This window comes from Chromobacterium sp. LK1 (assembly GCF_001043555.1).
GTDB lineage: Bacteria > Pseudomonadota > Gammaproteobacteria > Burkholderiales > Chromobacteriaceae > Chromobacterium > Chromobacterium aquaticum.
On record NZ_LDUI01000058.1, the window covers coordinates 1 to 19,122 of the forward strand.

Annotated in this window: 16 protein-coding genes and 2 tRNA genes; 10 read left to right on the forward strand and 8 right to left on the reverse strand. The window is 65.3% G+C overall.

Features of this window, described 5'->3' with window-relative positions; genetic code table 11:
- The first annotated feature begins 58 nt into the window (after positions 1-58).
- The 4 genes from VI26_RS21325 to VI26_RS21340 all read left to right on the forward strand — a co-directional run bounded on the left by VI26_RS21325 (position 59) and on the right by VI26_RS21340 (position 3,630).
- Positions 59-135: transfer RNA gene (locus tag VI26_RS21325), tRNA-Val, on the forward strand.
- Positions 136-141: 6 nt separating this feature from the next.
- A tRNA-Asp gene (locus tag VI26_RS21330) sits at positions 142-218 on the forward strand.
- Positions 219-405: 187 nt separating this feature from the next.
- Complete coding sequence (locus tag VI26_RS21335; protein WP_048411786.1) at positions 406-1,956, forward strand: FecR domain-containing protein; 1,551 nt, start codon at positions 406-408, stop codon at positions 1,954-1,956.
- A 21-nt stretch (positions 1,957-1,977) separates the two neighbouring features.
- Complete coding sequence (locus VI26_RS21340; protein ID WP_048411787.1) at positions 1,978-3,630, forward strand: CHASE2 domain-containing protein; 1,653 nt, start codon at positions 1,978-1,980, stop codon at positions 3,628-3,630.
- A 23-nt stretch (positions 3,631-3,653) separates the two neighbouring features.
- On the opposite strand, the gene VI26_RS21345 is transcribed toward VI26_RS21340, so the two are convergent.
- The 6 genes from VI26_RS21345 to pmbA all read right to left on the reverse strand — a co-directional run bounded on the left by VI26_RS21345 (position 3,654) and on the right by pmbA (position 11,554).
- Entirely contained in the window at positions 3,654-6,302 is a 2,649-nt protein-coding gene (locus VI26_RS21345) for a TonB-dependent siderophore receptor (RefSeq protein ID WP_053074574.1), read from the reverse strand.
- A gap of 344 nt (positions 6,303-6,646) precedes the next feature.
- Positions 6,647-7,138: a disulfide bond formation protein B gene (locus tag VI26_RS21350; protein ID WP_048411788.1), complete on the reverse strand. Its 492-nt coding sequence runs from the start codon at positions 7,136-7,138 to the stop codon at positions 6,647-6,649.
- 82 nt (positions 7,139-7,220) lie between these two features.
- A complete protein-coding gene (locus VI26_RS21355; protein WP_048411789.1) occupies positions 7,221-8,360 on the reverse strand; it encodes a patatin-like phospholipase family protein in 1,140 nt (379 codons plus the stop codon).
- A gap of 127 nt (positions 8,361-8,487) precedes the next feature.
- Positions 8,488-9,408, reverse strand: a complete 921-nt coding sequence (locus tag VI26_RS21360; protein ID WP_048411790.1) for a DNA-3-methyladenine glycosylase — start codon at positions 9,406-9,408, stop codon at positions 8,488-8,490.
- A gap of 3 nt (positions 9,409-9,411) precedes the next feature.
- Positions 9,412-10,056 (reverse strand): DNA oxidative demethylase AlkB, encoded by a 645-nt coding sequence (gene alkB / locus VI26_RS21365; RefSeq protein WP_048411791.1) that lies wholly within the window; start codon positions 10,054-10,056, stop codon positions 9,412-9,414.
- A 154-nt stretch (positions 10,057-10,210) separates the two neighbouring features.
- Positions 10,211-11,554, reverse strand: a complete 1,344-nt coding sequence (gene pmbA, locus VI26_RS21370; protein WP_048411792.1) for a metalloprotease PmbA — start codon at positions 11,552-11,554, stop codon at positions 10,211-10,213.
- 85 nt (positions 11,555-11,639) lie between these two features.
- Here pmbA and yjgA point away from each other — a divergent pair, with 85 nt between their 5' ends.
- Genes yjgA through VI26_RS21395 form a run of 5 tightly spaced genes read left to right on the forward strand, consistent with a single transcriptional unit; the run spans position 11,640 to position 15,672 of the window.
- Entirely contained in the window at positions 11,640-12,191 is a 552-nt protein-coding gene (gene yjgA / locus VI26_RS21375) for a ribosome biogenesis factor YjgA (RefSeq protein WP_048411793.1), read from the forward strand.
- Positions 12,191-12,769, forward strand: coding sequence for a molybdopterin adenylyltransferase (mog, locus tag VI26_RS21380; RefSeq protein ID WP_048411794.1), 579 nt, complete (start codon positions 12,191-12,193; stop codon positions 12,767-12,769). Before yjgA ends, mog begins: the two co-directional genes overlap by 1 nt.
- 3 nt (positions 12,770-12,772) lie before the next feature.
- Positions 12,773-13,720 (forward strand): YheT family hydrolase, encoded by a 948-nt coding sequence (locus VI26_RS21385; protein WP_048411795.1) that lies wholly within the window; start codon positions 12,773-12,775, stop codon positions 13,718-13,720.
- A gap of 57 nt (positions 13,721-13,777) precedes the next feature.
- Positions 13,778-15,094: an MFS transporter gene (locus VI26_RS21390; protein ID WP_048411796.1), complete on the forward strand. Its 1,317-nt coding sequence runs from the start codon at positions 13,778-13,780 to the stop codon at positions 15,092-15,094.
- 8 nt (positions 15,095-15,102) lie between these two features.
- The gene (locus VI26_RS21395) at positions 15,103-15,672 is read left to right on the forward strand and encodes a hypothetical protein (RefSeq protein ID WP_053074575.1); all 570 of its coding nucleotides are present in this window, start codon (positions 15,103-15,105) and stop codon (positions 15,670-15,672) included.
- 139 nt (positions 15,673-15,811) lie between these two features.
- Here the strand turns inward: VI26_RS21395 and VI26_RS21400 are convergent, their stop codons facing one another.
- On the reverse strand, positions 15,812-16,963 hold the full coding sequence (locus VI26_RS21400; protein WP_048411797.1) for an HD-GYP domain-containing protein: 1,152 nt from the start codon (positions 16,961-16,963) through the stop codon (positions 15,812-15,814).
- Between the two features lie 173 nt (positions 16,964-17,136).
- Here VI26_RS21400 and VI26_RS21405 point away from each other — a divergent pair, with 173 nt between their 5' ends.
- On the forward strand, positions 17,137-17,982 hold the full coding sequence (locus VI26_RS21405) for a dienelactone hydrolase family protein (protein WP_048411798.1): 846 nt from the start codon (positions 17,137-17,139) through the stop codon (positions 17,980-17,982).
- Positions 17,983-17,989: 7 nt separating this feature from the next.
- Here VI26_RS21405 and VI26_RS21410 read toward each other — a convergent pair whose 3' ends face one another.
- Positions 17,990-19,096 (reverse strand): HD-GYP domain-containing protein, encoded by a 1,107-nt coding sequence (locus VI26_RS21410; RefSeq protein WP_048411799.1) that lies wholly within the window; start codon positions 19,094-19,096, stop codon positions 17,990-17,992.
- Positions 19,097-19,122 lie beyond the last annotated feature (26 nt).

Below are 19,122 nucleotides of genomic sequence, written 5' to 3' on the forward strand. Positions count from 1 at the left end.
AGTCCCGTCCACTCCGCCAACGCATTAAAGCAGTAGCCTAATCGGTAACACGGTTTTTGGGCGGTTAGTCTCAGTTGGTAGAGCACTGCCTTCACACGGCAGGGGTCGCTGGTTCGAGTCCAGTACCGCCCACCAATTGCTGGAGTGGTAGTTCAGTTGGTTAGAATACCGGCCTGTCACGCCGGGGGTCGCGGGTTCGAGTCCCGTCCACTCCGCCAAGCATTGCAAAAAAGCAGCCTTTCGGCTGCTTTTTTGCATTATCGACTCAAGATTTTAATTCAACATACATACAACACTGCGTTTAGGACAAATAACTACTGTTTGAGACGATATCAGCTTGCAAAGCGCAAAGCCTAAAGTGATACTGCGGTTGACTTTCTGATATCTTTATAAAGAGATTCAACTATGCGCAACTTAATCCTGGTGGCTGGCTGTTGCGCCAGCACGCTGGCCCTGGCAGGCGCGCCTGCCGACAAGGCCATCTGGGAGTACACGGTCAAGGACGGCGACAATCTGTGGGCGCTGGCGGCCGAGCACCTATCGTCCCCCGCTTACGTGCCCAAGCTGCAAGTCCGCAACCGCATCGCCAATCCCTACCGACTGGTGCCAGGCAGCATTCTGCGCGTGCCCTATCCCTGGATCAAACAAACGCCGTCCGACGCCACGCTGGAGGAAGTGTCCGGCGACGCCCGCGCCGTCAATGGCGCCGGCAAGCCGCTAAATCTGGCCGTGGGTCAGAAGTACCCCAAGGGCACCCATTTCAAGACCGGCAATGACGCCATGATCAAGCTGCGCTTCGTCGACGGTTCCTCACTGCTGATCAACGCCAACTCCGATCTGACGCTGCAAACCCAGGTCTATTATCCCAGCACCGGCGCGATCAAGTCGCAGATCAAACTGGACAACGGCAGCACCGGCAACTCGGTGATACCCAATATCCTGATGCCCAGCCGCTACGAAATCCGCACCCCATCGGCGGTCACCACCGTGCGCGGCACCGAGTTCCGCGTCAACGCATCCGAACAGGAAGACACCTCGGCCGAAGTGCTCAAGGGCGTGGTGGAAGTCAAAGGCAAGCACAGCAAGGTCGATGTGCCCGCCGGCTTCGGCACCCTGTCCAGCCTCAAGGACGGGCCGAGCGCGCCGGAGGAATTGCCGCCGCCACCGGATCTGTCCTCCCTGGCGGACCTAAACCAATTCAACCCGCCGCCGCTGGAATGGGCCAGCAATGAACACGCCGCCTCCTATCGCGTCACCCTCAACGGCAAGAAGCGCCTGGCCGAGCGCCAGCTGCAAGCGCCTCGCTACTATCCCAGCCTGCCGGGCAACGGCGATTATGTGCTGCAAGTTCGCGCCAAGAGCCGTTCCGGACTGGAAGGCTATGACAGCAGCCGCAGCTTCAAGCTGCAAGCCTATCCGCTGCCGCCGCTTCTGTTCACCCAGGCCGGCGGCGCGCAATTGCGCGGCCAGACCTTGCCGTTGCGGGTCAACGCCACGCCGGAGCAACCGCTGCGCCTGCAGCTCGCGCGCCAGCCGGACTTCGCCCAGCCGCTGCTGGAACAGACCCTGACCGGAGCCGAGTTCAAGGCCAATCTGCCGGAGCCCGGCACTTGGTATTGGCGACTGGCGCGGCTGGATGCGCAAGGCCGCCCCGGTCCCTACTCCACCCCTCAGAAAGTCGAAACCAAGGGCTGGCTCAGCCGCTTGCAGCAGTCCACCCCGGTACTGGCTGGCCGCCCTTATCCCATCACCCGCGCGCGCTACACGCTGACCCTGACCCCGATGCCGACGCAGGGCGCAAAACGCCAGCCCTTCAGCCTCAGCAGCGAGCAGCCGCAATGGGAACTGAAAGCGCTGCAAGCCTTGCCGGCCGGTCAATACCGGGCCGAGGTCAAGGTCGAGGGAGAGCACGGCTACCTGGCGAAGGAAGAGCAAGAAATGCTCACTCTTCCCTAAAAACTTCCCTAGAATGGCAGCATGCTAACTTTTTATCGCGACAAGATTCTGCGCTTGTTGCCGTTTCTGCTGGCCCTGCTGGCAGCCCTGCTAACCCTGTCCGGCCTGCTGCTGCGGCTGGATTTCTGGCTGTATGACGGGCTGATCCGGCTCAAGACCAACCATGAGCAAAACAGCGACATCGTCGTCGTCGCGGTCGACGAGCGCAGCCTGTCCGAACTCGGCCGCTGGCCCTGGCCGCGCGAATACCATGCCCAACTGGTGGACAAGCTGTCCCAGGCCCGCGCGGTGGGCCTGGACATCGTGCTGGCCGAAGCCTCGCACAACACGCCGGAATCGGACCAGGCGCTGGCCGACGCCATCCGCCGCAATGGCAAGGTGATCAGCCCGGTATTTCCCGAGATGCAAGGCAACCGGCTGACCGAAACCCGGCCGCTGCCCAATATCGCCGCCGCCAGCGCCGGCCTCGGCCACACCGATTACGAACTGGACAATGACGGCGTGATCCGCCGCGTTTACCTGAAGGCCGGCCTGGGCTCGCCCCACCACCCCAACTTCGCCCAGGCGGTGCTGGATCTGGCCAATGGCCAGCGCCAGTCCGAGCAGCAGAAAATGGCGATGCCGCCCGGCGAACCGGACAGCTGGCTGCGCGAAGACCCGGTGATGGTGCCCTATCTGTCCGGCCCGCCGCCGTTCCAGCAAGTGTCCTATATAGACGCGCTCAATGAGCTGCCGGCCTCTTTCTTCGCCGGCAAGATCGTGCTGGTGGGCGCCACCGCCACCGGCCTGGGCGACATCCACTCCACCCCGCTGTCGGCCAATAACCGCGGCATGCCCGGCGTGGAAATCAACGCCTTCCTGCTGCACGGACTGCAGACCGACAACACCCCGATGCCGCTGCCGCTGGGCTGGAAAGCCGCCATCAACGCGCTGGCCATCCTGCTGCTGGATCTGCTGCTCAGCCGTTACAAGCACCGCCAGGGCATTCTGCCGGCCTATCTCTTGGCCTCCTGTGGCGTGCTGGTGCTCAGCGTGCTGCTGCTGACACTGGCCTCGGTGTTCTGGAGCGGCGTCACCACCGCCATCCTGCTGTGGCTGGCCGGCAGCATCCGCTTCGTGTCGCGGCAATCCAAGCTGCTGCTGCAGGCCAATACCGATGGGTTGACCAGTTTGTACAATCGCCGCCACTTCGACGAGGTGCTGGCGCCGGTGCTGGACAAGCACCGCGCCGCCGGCAAGGCGCTGGCACTGCTGATTCTCGACGTCGACAACTTCAAAGGCTACAACGACCACTACGGCCATTATGCCGGCGACCTGATCCTGCAACGGCTGGCGCAGGAGCTGCAAGCCAGCTTCTCCACCCGGCGCCATGTGGTGGCGCGGCTGGGCGGCGAGGAATTCGGCGTGCTGCTGGAAGAATGCGGGCTGGATCAGGCGGTGGCCGCGGCGGAAGACTTCCGCCTGCGGCTGGCCGCGCTGGAACTGCCCCACCTGAAGAGTCCGCTGCGCAAGGTCACTTGCAGCATAGGTGTCGCCGCGCGCGTGCCGGACCCGGACGACAGCGGCCGCACCTTCTACGAAGACGCCGACAGCGCGCTCTACATCGCCAAGCGCTCCGGGCGCAATACGGTCAGCCCCACGCCCGCGGGACGCGCGCTGCAGCATCAGCGCTGAAGCGCAGCATCACCAACAGGTTCTCAGAAGGCGTAGCTGGCGGACAGATACAGCATCCTCCCCCATAAATCGGTGGCCGCGCCGGAATAGCCGGCGACGCCGCTGCCGAACCCCTCCCCGGTGGCATAGGACGGACGCCGGTCGCCCAGATTGCGGATGCCGCCATTGACCTTGAAGCCCTTGAACGGCGCCAGGCCGAAATTCAGGTCCAGCGCGGTGTAGGACGCCACCCTCTGCTTCAACTTGCCGCCATGGCCGTACAGCTGTGAATACTGGTTCTTGTAGGAGGCGTAGCTGCGCGCCGCCAAACCCAGCGAATACGCCGCCTTGCTGTACGTCACTTCGAACACATTCTTCCAGCGCGGCTGCGCGCCATAATCGGCGTACTCCAGCAGCGGATCGGTTTCGGTCTGCGACTCCTGATAGCTGAAAATGCGGTTCTGCGCATTGCGGAATTTCAGCTTGCCGTAAACCCCCAGCGACCAATCGTATTGCACATCGATGTCGACGCCGCGGGTGCGGGTCTTGCCGATATTCATATACGGCGCCGAAATATATTCGATGTCCCCGCGCACGCCGGGCATATCGGACGGCTTGCGCACCACGAAACCGGGAAAGCGGCCCGGGTTGTCCAGCACATATTGCGGGTCCAGCGACTGCACGGTATTGGTCACCTCGATCTGATACCAGTCCACGGTGGCGGACAGCGCCTTGCTGGGCTGCAGCACCAGGCCCAATGCATAGTTCCTGGAATCCTCCGGCTTCAGTTGGGCATTGCCGCCGCTGCGCAGCTGATTGCTGCCCAGGCCGCAGCGCTCGCGGGGAATGCCGCGATCGGCGCATTGCGCGTAGTCGTACACCGAGGCATAAGCCTGGCGCGACGCGTACAACTGCGGCAGCGTCGGCGCCTTGAAGCCGGTGGTGGCCGAACCGCGCAGCATCGCCGGTTCCCAGGGCCGGAAGGCGAAGGCCAGCTTGGGATTGAAGGTGTCGCCGAAGTCGTTGTAGCGATCGGCGCGCAGCGCCAGCTGCAGCTCCAGGTTTTTCGACACCGGCAGATTGACTTCGCCGAAGGCGGACAACACCGAACGGCTGGCGCGCAGGCTTTGCTGGACGGCGAAGTTCATGATCTTGCCGCTTTGCAACAGCGGGTCCGGCCGCGCATCCACCGATTCATGCGACCACTGCAATCCCGCGGCGACACCGACGGCGCCCGCCGGCAGCTTGAACCACTCGTCCTGGCTGGCCTTGAACTCGAACCCAGACAAGCGCGACGACGAAGTATTGGCAATGGTGGCCAGATAAGGCCGCAACGCGGCGGCGGCATTGTTCTGCGAAAACGGATCGTACAGCGGCTGGCCATTGGCGCCGTTCTTCAGCATCGCGAGGAAGGCGTCGTTCAGCACCACATTGCTCTGGCGCGCATCCACCTTGTTCAAGCCCAGGTTCAGCGAGCCTTCCATGTCCCAGCCGCGCCGCAAGGCGCGACCGCCCAGCACCGCGCGATAGGTGTCGCTGCGGATCTCATTGAGCCGCCGGCCGTTCTCCGACAGATTACGGGTGATCTGCAGATTGTCGGTGGGCTTGAAGTCCGGATAAATCGCCCCCAGCCCGCCATCCCGCGGATAAATCGCCCAGCTGGGCGTGACAATGGTCTGCACGAAGGAATAGCCGCCATCCAGCGGCGTCTCGCTGCGGTTCACCCCCAGCTCGGCGAAGAATTCGGCATCGCCGTCCACGCGCCGGATGTAATTGGCCAACAAGCCATAGCGGCTGGTGCGCGGCGCTAGCTGGGTGCCCAGTTCGTCGACATCGGACACGCACAGCACCGAGCCGCTGGGACGGGTGGTCAGCCGCGACGGCGGACAGCCAGGCAAGGGCTTGGCCAGCGCATTGGTCTTGCCCGGATTTGGCGTGCGGTCGTTCCAATAGCCCCACTGCGCGCCGCTGCGCACATCCAGCCCGCCCAGGAAGCGGTAATCATTGCTGCGGGTGGCGGCGTGATTGCGGCTGAACACCGGTTCGCGATGATAGACGTCGAAGGACAGCAAGAGATTCTGGCCGTCCTGGTCCAGGTCGCCGAAACCGCCGCTGAGGTTCAGCGACTGCTCATTGCCGTCGCCATCCAGGTTCTGTCCCAGCCGCGTGCTGGCGCTCGCCCCCCGATAGTTGCGCTTGGTCTTGAAGTTGATCACCCCGGCCACCGCGTCCGAGCCGTAGATCGCCGACGCGCCATCGCGCAGGATCTCCACCGACTCGATCACCGACAGCGGCAAGGTGTTCAGATCGACGAAGGCATCGCTGCCGCTGATGAACATCGCGTAATTCGGCAGCCGCCGGCCATTCAACAATACCAGCACGTATTTGGAGCTCATGCCGCGCAGCCCGGCGGTGGCCGCGCCGGCGGCGAAACTGCCGGAGTTGGTTCCGGCCAGCAAGCTGCCCACCGCCGGCAACCGGTCCAGCAACTGGATCACGGTGGACGCGCCGGTCTTGTCGATGTCCTCCTTCTTGATCACCTCCACCGCCAGCGCCTTTTCCTTGCCGATGCGCTTGATATTGGACCCGGTCACCGTGACCCGCTCCAGCACCTCCGCCTCCTCGGCGCGCGCCTGCGCGCCCAGCGCCATGCCCATTGCCGCGGCAGCGCAAGCCAGATTGTTCAGTTTCATATGCCGACACCCTTGTAGTCTCCAACACGGTCGTCAGAACCGCGCCGCAGCCGGCTGGCCGCGGCCCTACCCTGCGCCAAGCCACGCCACAAGAAAGCCGCCATCATCCCGCCAAGCCCATCGTCGGCGGCAACAGCAAACAATCATTCAAAATCAATGCATTAACATCAAATCAATATGTTGCGCCAAAATGACAAACGCTAAGCGGCAAGCGGGTTGACGCATGAGCGGCCATGGTTTTTCATCGATTCATTTATGCACAAAGCTCATGCGTGAACGCCTCGCGTCGCCACCATGAAAAAAGCCGCCCATCCAGGGCGGCTATTGTGATCCTCGCAATGACATCAGGCCGGCTTGCGCACCATCAGCCAGCCGGCGAAGGCGATCACGCCGGCAAAGAACACCGCCACCCAGAACGGCATGGCCATGCCCAGGAAGGTCCAATCGACAGTCGCGCACTCGCCGCTGCCCTTGAGCACCTTGGAGATCACTTCCATCAACGGCGAGGACTCCATCAGGAATTCCAGACCAGGGCCGCAGGCCGGCACTTGATCCGCCGGCAACTGCTGCAGCCACAGCTGGCGCAGCGACACCGAAATGCCGGCCAGCGCCGCCAACAGGGTCAGCCCGCCCCAGACCTTGGCGCCGCCGCGTCCTGGATTGAGCAGCGCCGCCAGCAAGGCGATCACGCCGGCGGCGATCACGCCGATGCGTTGAAAAATGCACAGCGGGCACGGCTCCAGGCCCAGCTGATACTGCGCGAACAATGCGAAGCCCATCGCGCCGGCGCAGGCGGCGGCGATCAGCAGAAAACCTTGTCGGTTGCTCAGAGCCATATCATCCTCAATGTTTGGCGGTAAAACGTCATGGCGCATGATTGTGCCATACAACATGGAGAATTCAGAACCGCGCCGCCGGCTAAAGTTCCAGAAAACGGCGGATGGCGTCCTTTTGCTGCAGCGCGTCCTTATAGCCCAGCGCGATCAGCTCGCGGGTATAACCCGGCTCGAACAGCAGATACGTGGCCAAGGCGGTGCCGCGGTGACGGGTGGCGCCGGTGCCCTTCATCAGGAAGCGCAGCAGCGGCGGAAACAGCCGGGTGTGCTTGTAGGCGATGCCCTCCAGCGATTTGCTGGGATTGAGCATGAAGATGTCCACCTTGCGCAGCTGGGTCTGATTCGCCAGGTCCTCATGGCGTTGCAACAGCGACACCGTATGATTGACCCGGGTCAGCCGCTCCATGTCCACCGACATGCTGTCGATGAACACGCTGTTGAGCAGATGCCCGAAAATCTGCGCCGGCGACGGATAGAAACCGCTGTGGCGGCGTTCTATGGTATCCGGCCGCTTGCTGGCCAGGCCGACGACGAACAGCTTCTCCGCGCCCAGATGCAGCGCCGGCGACAGCGGCGACAACTGCCGCACCGCGCCGTCGCAATAGAATTTCTCGCCCAGGCACACCGAGGGGAAAATCAGCGGAATCGCCGAGGTGGCCATCATGTGATCGATGCCGATGCGCTCGCGCAGCCCCAGCCGCTGATAGCGCTCCCACTCCTCCAGGCTGTCCGCGCCCTGGAAAAAGGTGACCGACATCCCGGTGGTGTAGCAGGAGGCGGTCAACGCCAAGGCCTTGAGCGCGCCGTGGCGCACCGAGTGATCTATGCCCTCGAACGCCATCACCTTGGTCAGCAGTTCGCGCAGCGGAGCGTTGTCGAGAAAGCTCTTGGGATTGCGCCACAGCCGGCCGCCGGACAGGATGGACAGGCCGAAATGCAAGAAGGTCTTCAGAAAGTAGCCGGAACTGGCATCGTAGACATCCTGGATATGCAGCTGTTTCCACATCTGCGCCAGCGTGGCCACCGCCAGATTGAAATTGCTGGCGCCGGAGGCCAGCGCCACCGCGTTGATCGCGCCGGCCGAGGTGCCGCAGATGATGGGAAAGGGATTGGCGCGCGCATCCGGCAGCAGCCGGGAAATGCCCAGCAGCACGCCCACCTGGTAAGCCGCGCGCGCGCCGCCGCCCGACAACACCAGCCCGATATCGGCTTGCCTCCCCATCCCGCACCTCGCGTGGCTATATTGACGGCCCGGCCCGCCGGACGCCGCACGGCTTCTTGTTCTATTTAGGCATAGTCAAACACGCGGCCAGCGCCAAGCTCGCGCGGCGGAAATCGCTTGGGCGGGCTCAATAAGCGGCCGCGGTCTGCATCGCCCACAGATGCGCGCCCACCAACGCGCGCCATGGCGCGAAGCCTTGCAGCCATTGCTCGGTCTCGCGCGGCGACACCGCCTCCTCCCGCTCCAGCAAGCGCTGCAGGCCACGCCGCACCGCCACGTCGCCGTGCAGCGAGCCATCCAGCCAGCCATAGCCGCGCAGCAGCGCGTAGCTGACCGTCCACGGGCCAATGCCGGGCAAGGCCAGCAAGCGCGCGGCGATCTCCTCCGGCGCGCCACCGTCCAGCCAGCCCTGCAACGGCAGATCGCCGTCCGCGGTCCGACGGCTCAATTCCAGCAAGGTCCGGGTCTTGGCGCGGGAGAAGCCGGCCTGGCCCAGTTGCTCCGGCTCCAGCGCCGCCAATTGCTCCGGCGACGGATGGCACAGCAGGCCGCCGCCATGGCGCTTGCCGACCAACTGCATCAGCCGACGCCGCAGCGAAATGGCGGCATGCACGCTGATCTGCTGGCCGGTAACCGCCCAGACCAGCGCCTCGAACGGCGTCGAAGTCTGCGGCACGCGCAAGCCGGGACGCGCGGCGATCAGGCCGCCCAGCTGCGGATGACCGTGATGCGCGCGCTCGAACTCCGCCACCGGCTGGGTCAAGCCCAGCATGCGACGCGCCATGGCGGCCAAGGCCGCCGCATCGCCGGCCTGAGGCGGGACATCCGCGTCCAGCCCCACCCGCACCGCGTCCGCGACGAAGTCCATGCTCAGGCAGGCCGGCGCGCCGCGCCACAGCAGGCCCTTGCTCAGGCTCAGTTCCGTCACCCGCTCGGACAACTCCTGAGCGTCGCGACGGTGTAAGGCCATGAAGTCGTCGCGGCGGAAATCCGCGGGCAAGCTCAGAGACAAAGACAAGGAAGAAGTGGAATCGGCCGGTTCAGCCATGGATCAGCGCGCCTTGCGAAAAGTCAGATTGATGCGGCGCCGCCCCAGCAAAGGGTGCTCGCCCTCCGCCACCGGCAACACCCCGTGGAAACGCATGCGGTCCGGCCCGCCCCACACCAGCACATCGCCATGGCGCAACTCGATGCGGCCGGGGCGTTCGGCGCGGCTGAAGCCGCCAAACAGGAATACCGCGGGCAGGCCCAGCGACACCGACACGATGGGCGCGCTGAAATCGCGCTCGTCCTTGTCCTGGTGCAAGGACATCTTGGCGCCGGGCGCATAGCAATTGATCAGGCAGGCATCCGGCGCGAAGCCGGGGAAGCCGGCCTCGGCGGCGGCGGCCTCGGCCAAGGCGCGGAACGACGCCGGCATCGCCGGCCAAGGCAGGCCGCTGAGCGGGTCGCGCTCGGCATAGCGGTAGCCGCGCGCATCGGACACCCAGCCGTAGCCGCCGCAACTGGAAGTGATCACCGACATCGCCCGTCCGCCCGGCGTCTGCATGCCGCGCGGCGGCGCCTGCCGCAGCAGCGCCTCCACTTCCGCCAGCAGAAGCGCATCGATGTCGCTGGCGCGACGATGCAATAAGACAGCGCCGGGCGACAGGCGCTCCAGCCAGCCGCCCTCTTCCGGCGCGAACAGATCCGCCATCGCCGGCCTCAGAGCCTGTTCAAAGTCTCGCGAGCAAGAGCGAGACAAGGCGAAAACCGCCGAGAAAGCGGAATGTACATACGGTACATGAGCATTTCGAAACGGCACTCACCGTGCCAAGTTTCACGAAGCGCAGCAGACATTGAACAGGTTCTCAGGCCTCGCCGGCCACCATCATGCTGCGCAACAGCACCGAGCCCATCTGCCGGCCACCGCGCTCCAGCACGTCGTTGCCCACCGCGTCTATCTGCATGAACATCTCGCGCAGATTGCCGGCGATGGTGATTTCCTCCACCGGATGCACGATCACGCCGCGCTCCACCCAGAAACCGGCCGCGCCGCGCGAGTAATCGCCGGTGACGGTGTTGACGCCCTGGCCCAGCAGCTCGGTCACCAGCAAGCCGGTGCCCATCGCCTTCAGCAATTCTTCCAGGCTCTCGCCGGTGGAATGCACGATCAGATTATGCGCGCCGCCGGCGTTGCCGGTGGTCTGCATGCCCAGCTTGCGCGCCGAATAGCTGCCCAGCATATAGCCCTGCAGCACGCCCTTGTCCAATAGCCGGCGCGCCACCGTGGCCACGCCCTCGTTGTCGAAAGCGCCGCTGGCCATGCCGCGCAGCAGGAAGGGGTCTTCGTCTATGGTGACATTGGCCGACATCACCGGCTTGCCCAGCGAATCCAGCAAGAAGGACGATTTGCGGTACAGACTGCCGCCGCTGATGGCAGCCACCAAATGGCCGAGCAAGGACGACGCCACCGGCGCCTCGAACACCACCGGGTACTGCCCGGTCTTCACCTTGCGCGCGCCCAGGCGCCGCGCCGCGCGCTGGCCGGCCTTGGCGCCTATGGCCTCCGGCGCGTCCAGGTCCTCGCGCCGCCGCGCCGACGAATACCAGTAATCGCGCTGCATCGCGCCCTCGTCCTCGGCCACCACCGCCGCGGAAATGCTGTGACGGCTGCTGGCGTAGCCGGCGATGAAGCCATGGCTATTGGCGTAGGCGAAGTGGCTGGATTGCGAGGACGCGGTGCCGCCCTCGGAATTGCGGATGCGCGGATCGGCCGCCAGCGCCGCTGCCTCGCAGGACTTGGCCAGCTCGATGGCTTCTTCCACCGGCAGCGCCCACGGGTGGTACAGGCTGAGGTCGGGAAACTCGCTGGCCATCAATTGGGAATCGGCCAGACCGGCGCACGGGTCCTCGGCGGTGTAGCGCGCGATGTCCAGCGCCGCGCGCACGGTGTCGGCCAAGGCCTCTTCGGAAAAATCGGAAGTGCTGGCATGGCCCTTCTTCTGCCCCAGGTAGACGGTCACCCCCACGCCCTTGTCCTGGTTATACTCAATGGTTTCCACCTCGGACAGGCGCACGCTCACGGTCTGGCCCAGGCCCTCGGAAACATCGGCCTCGGCGGCGCTGGCGCCCTCGGCCTTGGCAAGCTCGATCACGCGGGAGGCGATGCCTTCCAGCTCGGCTTGGCTGAAACTGAATGTCTTGTCTGCCATAGTGTCTTTCGCAATGGTCGAAACGGCCGGAGGCCTTTTCCGGTATCATACCAGCCTTGAGAAAACCGATTGAGAATTGCCAACGATGACCCATTACCAGAACGACAGCCCGGACGACGGCTACGTCAGCAAATCCCAGCGCAAGCGCGACATGGATGCGCTGCAGGACCTGGGCCGCGAACTGGTGGAGCTGTCCAAGGACACGCTGAAGAAAATGCAGCTGCCGGAAGACTTGCTCACCGCTATTCTGGACTATAAACGCTTTACCGCGCACGGCGCGCTGCGCCGCCAGCTGCAATACATCGGCAAGCTGATGCGCGACGTGGACCCGGAACCGATCCAGCAATACCTGCTGATTCTCAAGGGCGAATCGTCCGAGCACATCGCCTGGCAGCATCTGCTGGAACGCTGGCGCGAACGGCTGATGGAGGACGACAAGATGCTGGCCAGCTTCGTCAGCGACTTCCCCGCCGCCGATCCGCAGCAACTGCGCACGCTGATCCGCAACGCGCGCAAGGAAAAGCAGGACAACAAGCCTCCCAAGTCCTTCCGCCTGCTCTACCAGGCCATCAAGGACGTAATCCCGGAACCGGGCAAGCCGCGCCTGCAACAGCAGGACCAAGAGGACGACGAGTGATGTTGAAGGTAGGCCTGGTTTCCATCTCCGACCGCGCCAGCAGCGGCGTTTACGAAGACAAGGGCATCCCGGCGCTGCAAGACTGGCTGGCCGCCGCGCTGGCCAGCCCCTTCGCCGTCGTCGCCCGCCTGATCCCGGACGAACAGCCTCAGATCGAAGCCACGCTCAAGGCGCTGGTGGACGAGGAAGGCTGCCAACTGGTGCTGACCACCGGCGGCACCGGCCCGGCGGCGCGCGACGTGACCCCGGAAGCCACGCTGGCAGTGGCGGACCGCGAAATGCCCGGCTTTGGCGAGCAGATGCGCCAGATCAGCCTGCGCTTCGTGCCCACCGCCATCCTGTCGCGCCAAGTGGGCGTGATCCGCAAGCAGGCGCTGATCCTCAACCTGCCCGGCCAGCCCAAGGCGATCAAGGAAACGCTGGAGGGCCTGCGCGGCGCCGACGGCCAAGTGGAGGTGCCCGGCATCTTCGCCGCCGTGCCTTATTGCATCGACCTGCTGGACGGCCCCTATATCGAAACCCATGAGGCGATGGTCAAGGCCTTCCGCCCCAAGTCGGCGCAGAAAAAACCGGCCTGAGCCATGGCTTACCAATCTCCCGCCTGGCTGCGCGGCGGCCACGCCCAAACCATCTGGCCGGCGCTGGCGATCAAGACGAGCCGACCCGACTACCGCCGCGAGCTGTGGGACACGCCGGATGGCGCCCGCATCGCGCTGGACTTCGTCGCCGGGCGTCCCGGCGCGCCGCTGGTGGTGCTGTTCCACGGCTTGGAAGGCAGCAGCGACAGCCACTACGCGCGCGCGCTGATGCTAGCCGTGCAGCGGCGCGGCTGGAACGGCGTGGTGCCGCATTTCCGCGGCTGCGGCGGCGTGGACAATCCCTTGCCGCGCGCCTACCACGCCGGCGACGGCGCCGAGGTGGGCTGGATTCTGAGCCGGCTGGCGCAGCGCTTCCCGGTGCTGGCCGCCGCCGCGGTGTCGCTGGGCGGCAGCATGCTGCTCAACTACCTGGCGGACGAAGGCGCGCAGGCGCTGCCGCGCGCGGCGGCGGCGGTGTCCGCGCCCTTGGATCTGGTGGCGGCCAGCACCCGGCTGGACCGCGGCCTGGGCAAGCTGCTGTACACCCGCATGTTCATGGACACGCTCAAGCCCAAGGCGCTGGAATCGCTGCAGCGCCACCCCGGCCTGTTCGACGGCGGCAAGCTCAGCCGCGCGCGCACCTTCATCGAGTTCGACGATTTGGTCACCGCGCCCATCCATGGCTTCGGCACCGCACTCAACTACTGGCAAAGCGCCAGCGCCAAGCCGCGGCTGGGTCAGATCGCCCGCCCCACCCTGGTGCTGAACGCGCGCAACGACCCCTTTCTACCGGAACAGGCGCTGCCGCGCCAGGACGAGGCCGCGGCCTGCGTCACGCTGGAGTTTCCGCGCCACGGCGGCCACGTCGGCTTCGCCTCCGGCGCCTTCCCCGGCACGCTGGACTGGCTGCCGTCCCGCTTGCTGGAATTCTTCGAACCGCATCTGGATTGACTGCGCGGCGCTTTCTGCGCATCTTGACGGCATCCCACCCTCAAGCGAAAACGCCGCATGGCTTCCGACACCGTCAAGACTTCCGTCCTGCGCAAGACCTATCTGCGCATTCTCCTGCCGCTGTTCATCGCCTCGGTGCTGGCCTTTCTTGACCGGGTCAACGTCAGTTACGCGGCCCTGACCATGAACGCCGACCTCGGCTTCGACGCCAAGGTCTACGGCCTGGCCGCCGGCATTTTCTTCGCCGGCTACGTCTTGTTCGAAGTGCCCGGCGCGATTCTGGCCGAGCGCTGGAGCCCCAGCCGCTGGATCGCCCGCATCCTGTTCTCCTGGGGCGCGGTCAGCATGCTGCTGGGCCTGGTGCAGAACGAGTGGCAGTTCTATGTCCTGCGCTTCTTGCTGGGCGTGTGCGAGGCCAGCTTCTACCCGGTGATCTACGCCTCGGTGATCCCGCGCTGGTTCGTCGCGGAAACCCGCGCCCGCGCCATTTCCATCACCTTGAGCTCGCTGCTGGTTTCCGCCATCGTCGGCGCGCCGCTGGCCGGCTGGATGGTGGGCCTGCAACCCTTAGGTCTCAAGGGCTGGCAAAGCCTGTTCCTGTTTGAGGGCGGCGTCACCGTGCTCTACGGCTGCGCTATCCTGCTGTGGCTGCAAGACGACCCGGCCAAGGCCCGCTGGCTGAGCACGGAGGAAAAGCGCTATCTGCTTGACACACTGCGAGCGGAGCAAGCCGCCACGCGTCTACAACAACCGGCCAGCTTGCGCCAGGCGCTGGCGCAGCCGGCGGTGCTGCGGCTGTGCCTGATCTATTTCCTGTGGATCACCGGCTTCTGGGGTTTCAGCTTCTGGATGCCCACGGTGATCAAGAACGCCTCCGGCTGGTCGCCGCTCGCCATCGGCCTCGCCTCCGGCGTGCCGATGCTGGCGGCGCTGGCCGCCATGCTGTGGCTGGGGCATTCTTCCTCGCGGCGCGCGGAAAAGCGCTGGCATGTGGCGCTGCCGCTCCTGCTCGCCGCCGCCGGTTTCCTGCTTGGCGCGCTGAGCGACCATATCGTCGTTGCGCTGCTCTCCGTCACCATCGTCGCCATTGGCGTCTACAGCCCGATGGGCGTGTGGTGGTCCATCCCCACCACCTTTCTCACCGGCACGCTGGCCGCCGGCGCCATCGGTCTGATCAACTCGGCGGGCAATATCGGCGGCTTCATCGGCCCTTACGCGCTAGGCCTGATCGAGGCCGCCACCGGCAGCCATACCCTGGCCTATTTCTGGCTCAGCGGCTCGCTGCTGCTCAGCGCGCTCCTGGTGCTGGGCTTGAAACCGCCAGCGCGAACAGCGGACAATCCAACTCAAACCGCCGCTTCCGGCGGCCGATAGGACGCACCATGCTGAAACAAACCCTCGCCATCGCCCTCTGCGCGCTATTGCTCACCGGCTGCGCCAGCATGGCCGACCGCCTGCGCGGCTCGCTGGAACCGCCGGCGGAACGTGGCTACGCCATCCTGTCGCTGACCGGCAAATCCGCCAACCCGGACAGCGCGATGCTGGGCCTGAACATCGCCAACGCCTCCGGCCGCATCGTGGCCGCCGACAGCGCCAGCCTGCTGACCGACACCGTGTTCGGCGAACAAGGCAAGTCCATGGCCGAGGGCAAATTGCTGCTGTTCACGCTGGAGCCTGGCCAGTACCGGGTGGAACAAGTGTGGGCCAATTGGCTGGAAGACGGCGCCTGGGGCGTCAGCCGCAAGATGCGCAGCTTCCGCCTGGCCACGCCGTTCGAGGTGAAGCGCGGCGAGGCGGTCTACTTGGGCAATGTGAATGTGGAAATGAGCTTTTTGCCGGAAGCGCAACTGCGCAATGAAACCGAGCGCGATCTCGCGCATATCCGCCGCATCTGGAAGATCAAGGATGTCTCCGGCATCCAGCTGCGGCCGCTGGGGCAAACACGGCCCTGAGCTTCCGTTCAAACCCTCGAAGCCAGCTCAAGACCCGGCATGACCCCCGACAAAGCGAAAGGCTCATACCGGGTATGAGCCTTTCGAAACCACTACGCCTCTCTACCCGCAGCAGACCACGAACCGGAGCTGAACCCGCTCACTTCTGCCACAGCTTGGCCAGATAGGCCGGCTTCACCGTCGCGGCCGCTAGCGGCACGGCTTCCAGCACCCGGTAGGCGTTCTGCCGGGTGTCGCGCAATAGCGCGTCGGCGTAGGGCGCGCCATCCAGCTTGCGCAAGGCCGCCACCCGCGGCGCATTGGCCCGGTCGCTGCGATGGGTGACCACGCCGATCTCATTGCTGGCCAGCTTGACGAAGCTACCCGGCGGATACACGCCCAGTTCCTTGATCAACAAGGCCGCGTGCTGAGGATCGAAATCGCCCAGCTCGCCACGGTACAAGCTACCTATCACCAGCGCCGGCAGCGCCGGTTGCGGCTGGTGTATGCAGGAACACAACACATCCACCATGTGCAGCAAGGCGGCGTCCGGATGAATCTCCTCGTCGCGCAGGCCCTGCGGGTAGCCATCGCCGCCGCGCTGCTCCTGATGGGTTTGCACCAATAGATGCCAATGCTCGTCCACCACCCCGGCCTCGCGCAGAATGGCGGAACCGACGATGGGATGGGCGTAGAGATCGTCGCGCTGCGCCGCGTCCGGCGGCGTTTGCTGCCGCGATAGCTGATTCAACAGGCCGGTGATCGCCAGATTCATGCTCAAGGCCGCGCCCACCACCGCCTGCAAGCGCGCCTCCTCCATGCCCAGCCGCCGCCCCAGCACCGCCATGATGGCGGCCACGTGCACGCTGTGGGCGCTGCCGATATCGCGGTAGGGCGTCAGCAGCACGCTGGCCAGCACCCCGTCCGGCTGCTTGCTTGCCAGGCGGATCAGGGACGCGGCCATGTCCGCCAGCCGGCCGGCCAGCCCCGGCACCGCCAGGCCGTGCAATAACAGGCCCTCGGCGCGCCGGGTCTGGAAGCCCAACTCCATGATGGGATTGGGCTGCACCTGGGCCGCGGCTTCTTTCTCGCGCTGCGCCGCGCGCTCCAGTTGCTCGCGCTCCAGCCGCGCGGCCACTTCCTCGCTATCGCCGTGGGCAATCGATACCAGCCGCTCGCGCTGCTCCGGCGTCAGCACGTAATGCCCCTTCTTCAACAGCAGCAGGCCGTTCTTGGCGTAAACATCCACCGGCAGTTGCCCGCCGATGCGCAGGAAGCTGGTAGGCAGCTTCACCTTGGTGGAGTCCGGCATAATCTATATAAGTTTCGTTAAGTCATGCTTCAACAGCTGTGAATAATGCCGCATTCCCTCCGCGGCTGGAAGCCCCGGCGACCTTCCCCGTACGCCAGCTTGCCTCCGCATACCAACGGCATTAATCTGTGCATTCCTATTCCTCCCCGTACACCAAGCCGGAGAATTCGCTTATGACCAGCAATCGACCCATCGACGCCTCGCGCAGGGACTTTCTGAACAGCGCGGTGGGCGTGGGCTTCGCATTGGCGGTGCAACCCATTGCCGCCAGCGCCATCATCACCGACGGCGCCGGCCTCAGCGCCGGCGCGGTGGAAATCCCGACCGGACCGGCCATCATGCCCGGCTACGCCGCCAAACCGGCCGCCGCCAGCGGGCCGCTGCCGGTGGTGCTGGTGGTGCAGGAAATCTTCGGCGTGCATGAACACATCCGCGATCTGTGCCGCCGCCTGGCCAAGGCCGGCTACCTGGCGGTGGCGCCGGAACTGTATTTCCGTCAGGGCGATCCCAGCAAGGTCGCCAGCATCAGCGAGCTGGTCAGCGGCCTGGTCAGCAAAGTGCCGGACAGCCAGGTACTGGCCGATCTCGACGCCACGCTGGCCTGGGCCGGCGGCAACGGCGGCGACGCCAAGCGCGCTGCCATCACCGGCTTTTGCTGGGGCGGCCGCCAAGTGTGGCTGTACGCCGCGCACAATCCCAGGATCAAGGCCGGCGTCGCCTGGTACGGCCGGCTGCAAGGCGAGGCCAGCGCCAACACCCCGCGTCAGCCGCTGGACATCGTCGCCCAGCTGCACGCGCCGGTGCTCGGTCTCTACGGCGGCCTGGACAAGGGCATCCCGCTGGAATCGGTGGACAAGATGAAGGCCGCCTTGCGCGCCGCCGGCAAACCGTCCGAAATCGTGGTTTACCCGGAGGCGGACCACGGCTTCAACGCCGACTACCGCCCCTCTTACAACGCCGCCGCCGCCAACGACGGCTGGCAGCGCATGTTGCAGTGGTTCAAGCAACACGGCGCCTGACACCGGCTCACCCTCCCGCCGGCCGCCTGGCGCACGCCGCCAGCCGCAGACGGATCACCTGATTGAAACGCGCCAGCCACAGCGGGTCGAACTGCCGCTCGGAGGCGTTGATCTCGGCGATGGCGCGCATCATCGAATGGCGCAAACCACGGTGGGCGTGCTTCAAGGTCACCGCCTCGAACGCGTCCACCAGCGCCAGGATGCGCGCGCCGTCGCAGATTTCGGCGCCGCGCAGGCCCAGCGGATAGCCGCGGCCGTCCGGCATTTCATGATGCTGGGCCACCATGCGCGCCGCGCCGGCCCAGGCCGGCATCCGCTCCAGCAGCCCGGCCGCCCAGCCGGGATGCTCCGCCATCTGGCGGCGCTCCAGCTCGCTCATCCGCCCGTTCTTGAGCCAGAACGACTCCGGCAGCAGCATCATGCCGATGTCGTGCATATAAACGGCGGCTTCCAATTGGTCATCGTCCACCACCCCCGGCGCCTGGCGGCTGGCCTCCAGCGCCAGCGCCAGATTGCGTTCGGTACGGCCCAGGAACTGCGGCAAGCGCTGTTCGAACTGCACCGCCAGCAGCCGGAAAAAGGCCAAATCGCCGCGGCTGGCCAGCAAGGCGGCGTCCACCGGCGCTTCCGGCGCCATCGCGTGCAAGGGTATGCCGGTGATCTGCTCCACCAGTTGGCGGCAATGCTGCAACAATTCGCCAACCGGGGACTCGACCGTGCCGTTCAGCGCCTGCAATAGCAAGGGCAGTTGCAGATCATCCAGCAACTCGTGGTTTTCCAACGCCTCCAGCGCCAGGCCCAGCCGGTCCATCACCAGCAGCATCACATCGCCTATCGAATCTTCATAAGCCACCTCGCCGCTGCGCAAGCGCTCCAGCAAGCTCTCCAGCGCATGCACGAAAGGCACCACGAAGCGCACCTGGCACATGCTGGCATCGCCCTTGATGCTGTGCAGCAACCGGAACAGCTGATCGATCTGAGCGGCATCGGTATCGCCGAAGCCCAGCTGGCACACCAGGTGCTCGACCTGCGGCGCGTAATCGCTCATCACTTCCATAAAGTCATGGAACGCTTCCGGTTCCACGATTTCCAACGACAGCTCCTGCTTGCCCATGCCTCCCCCCGTTTTCAACCGCCGTC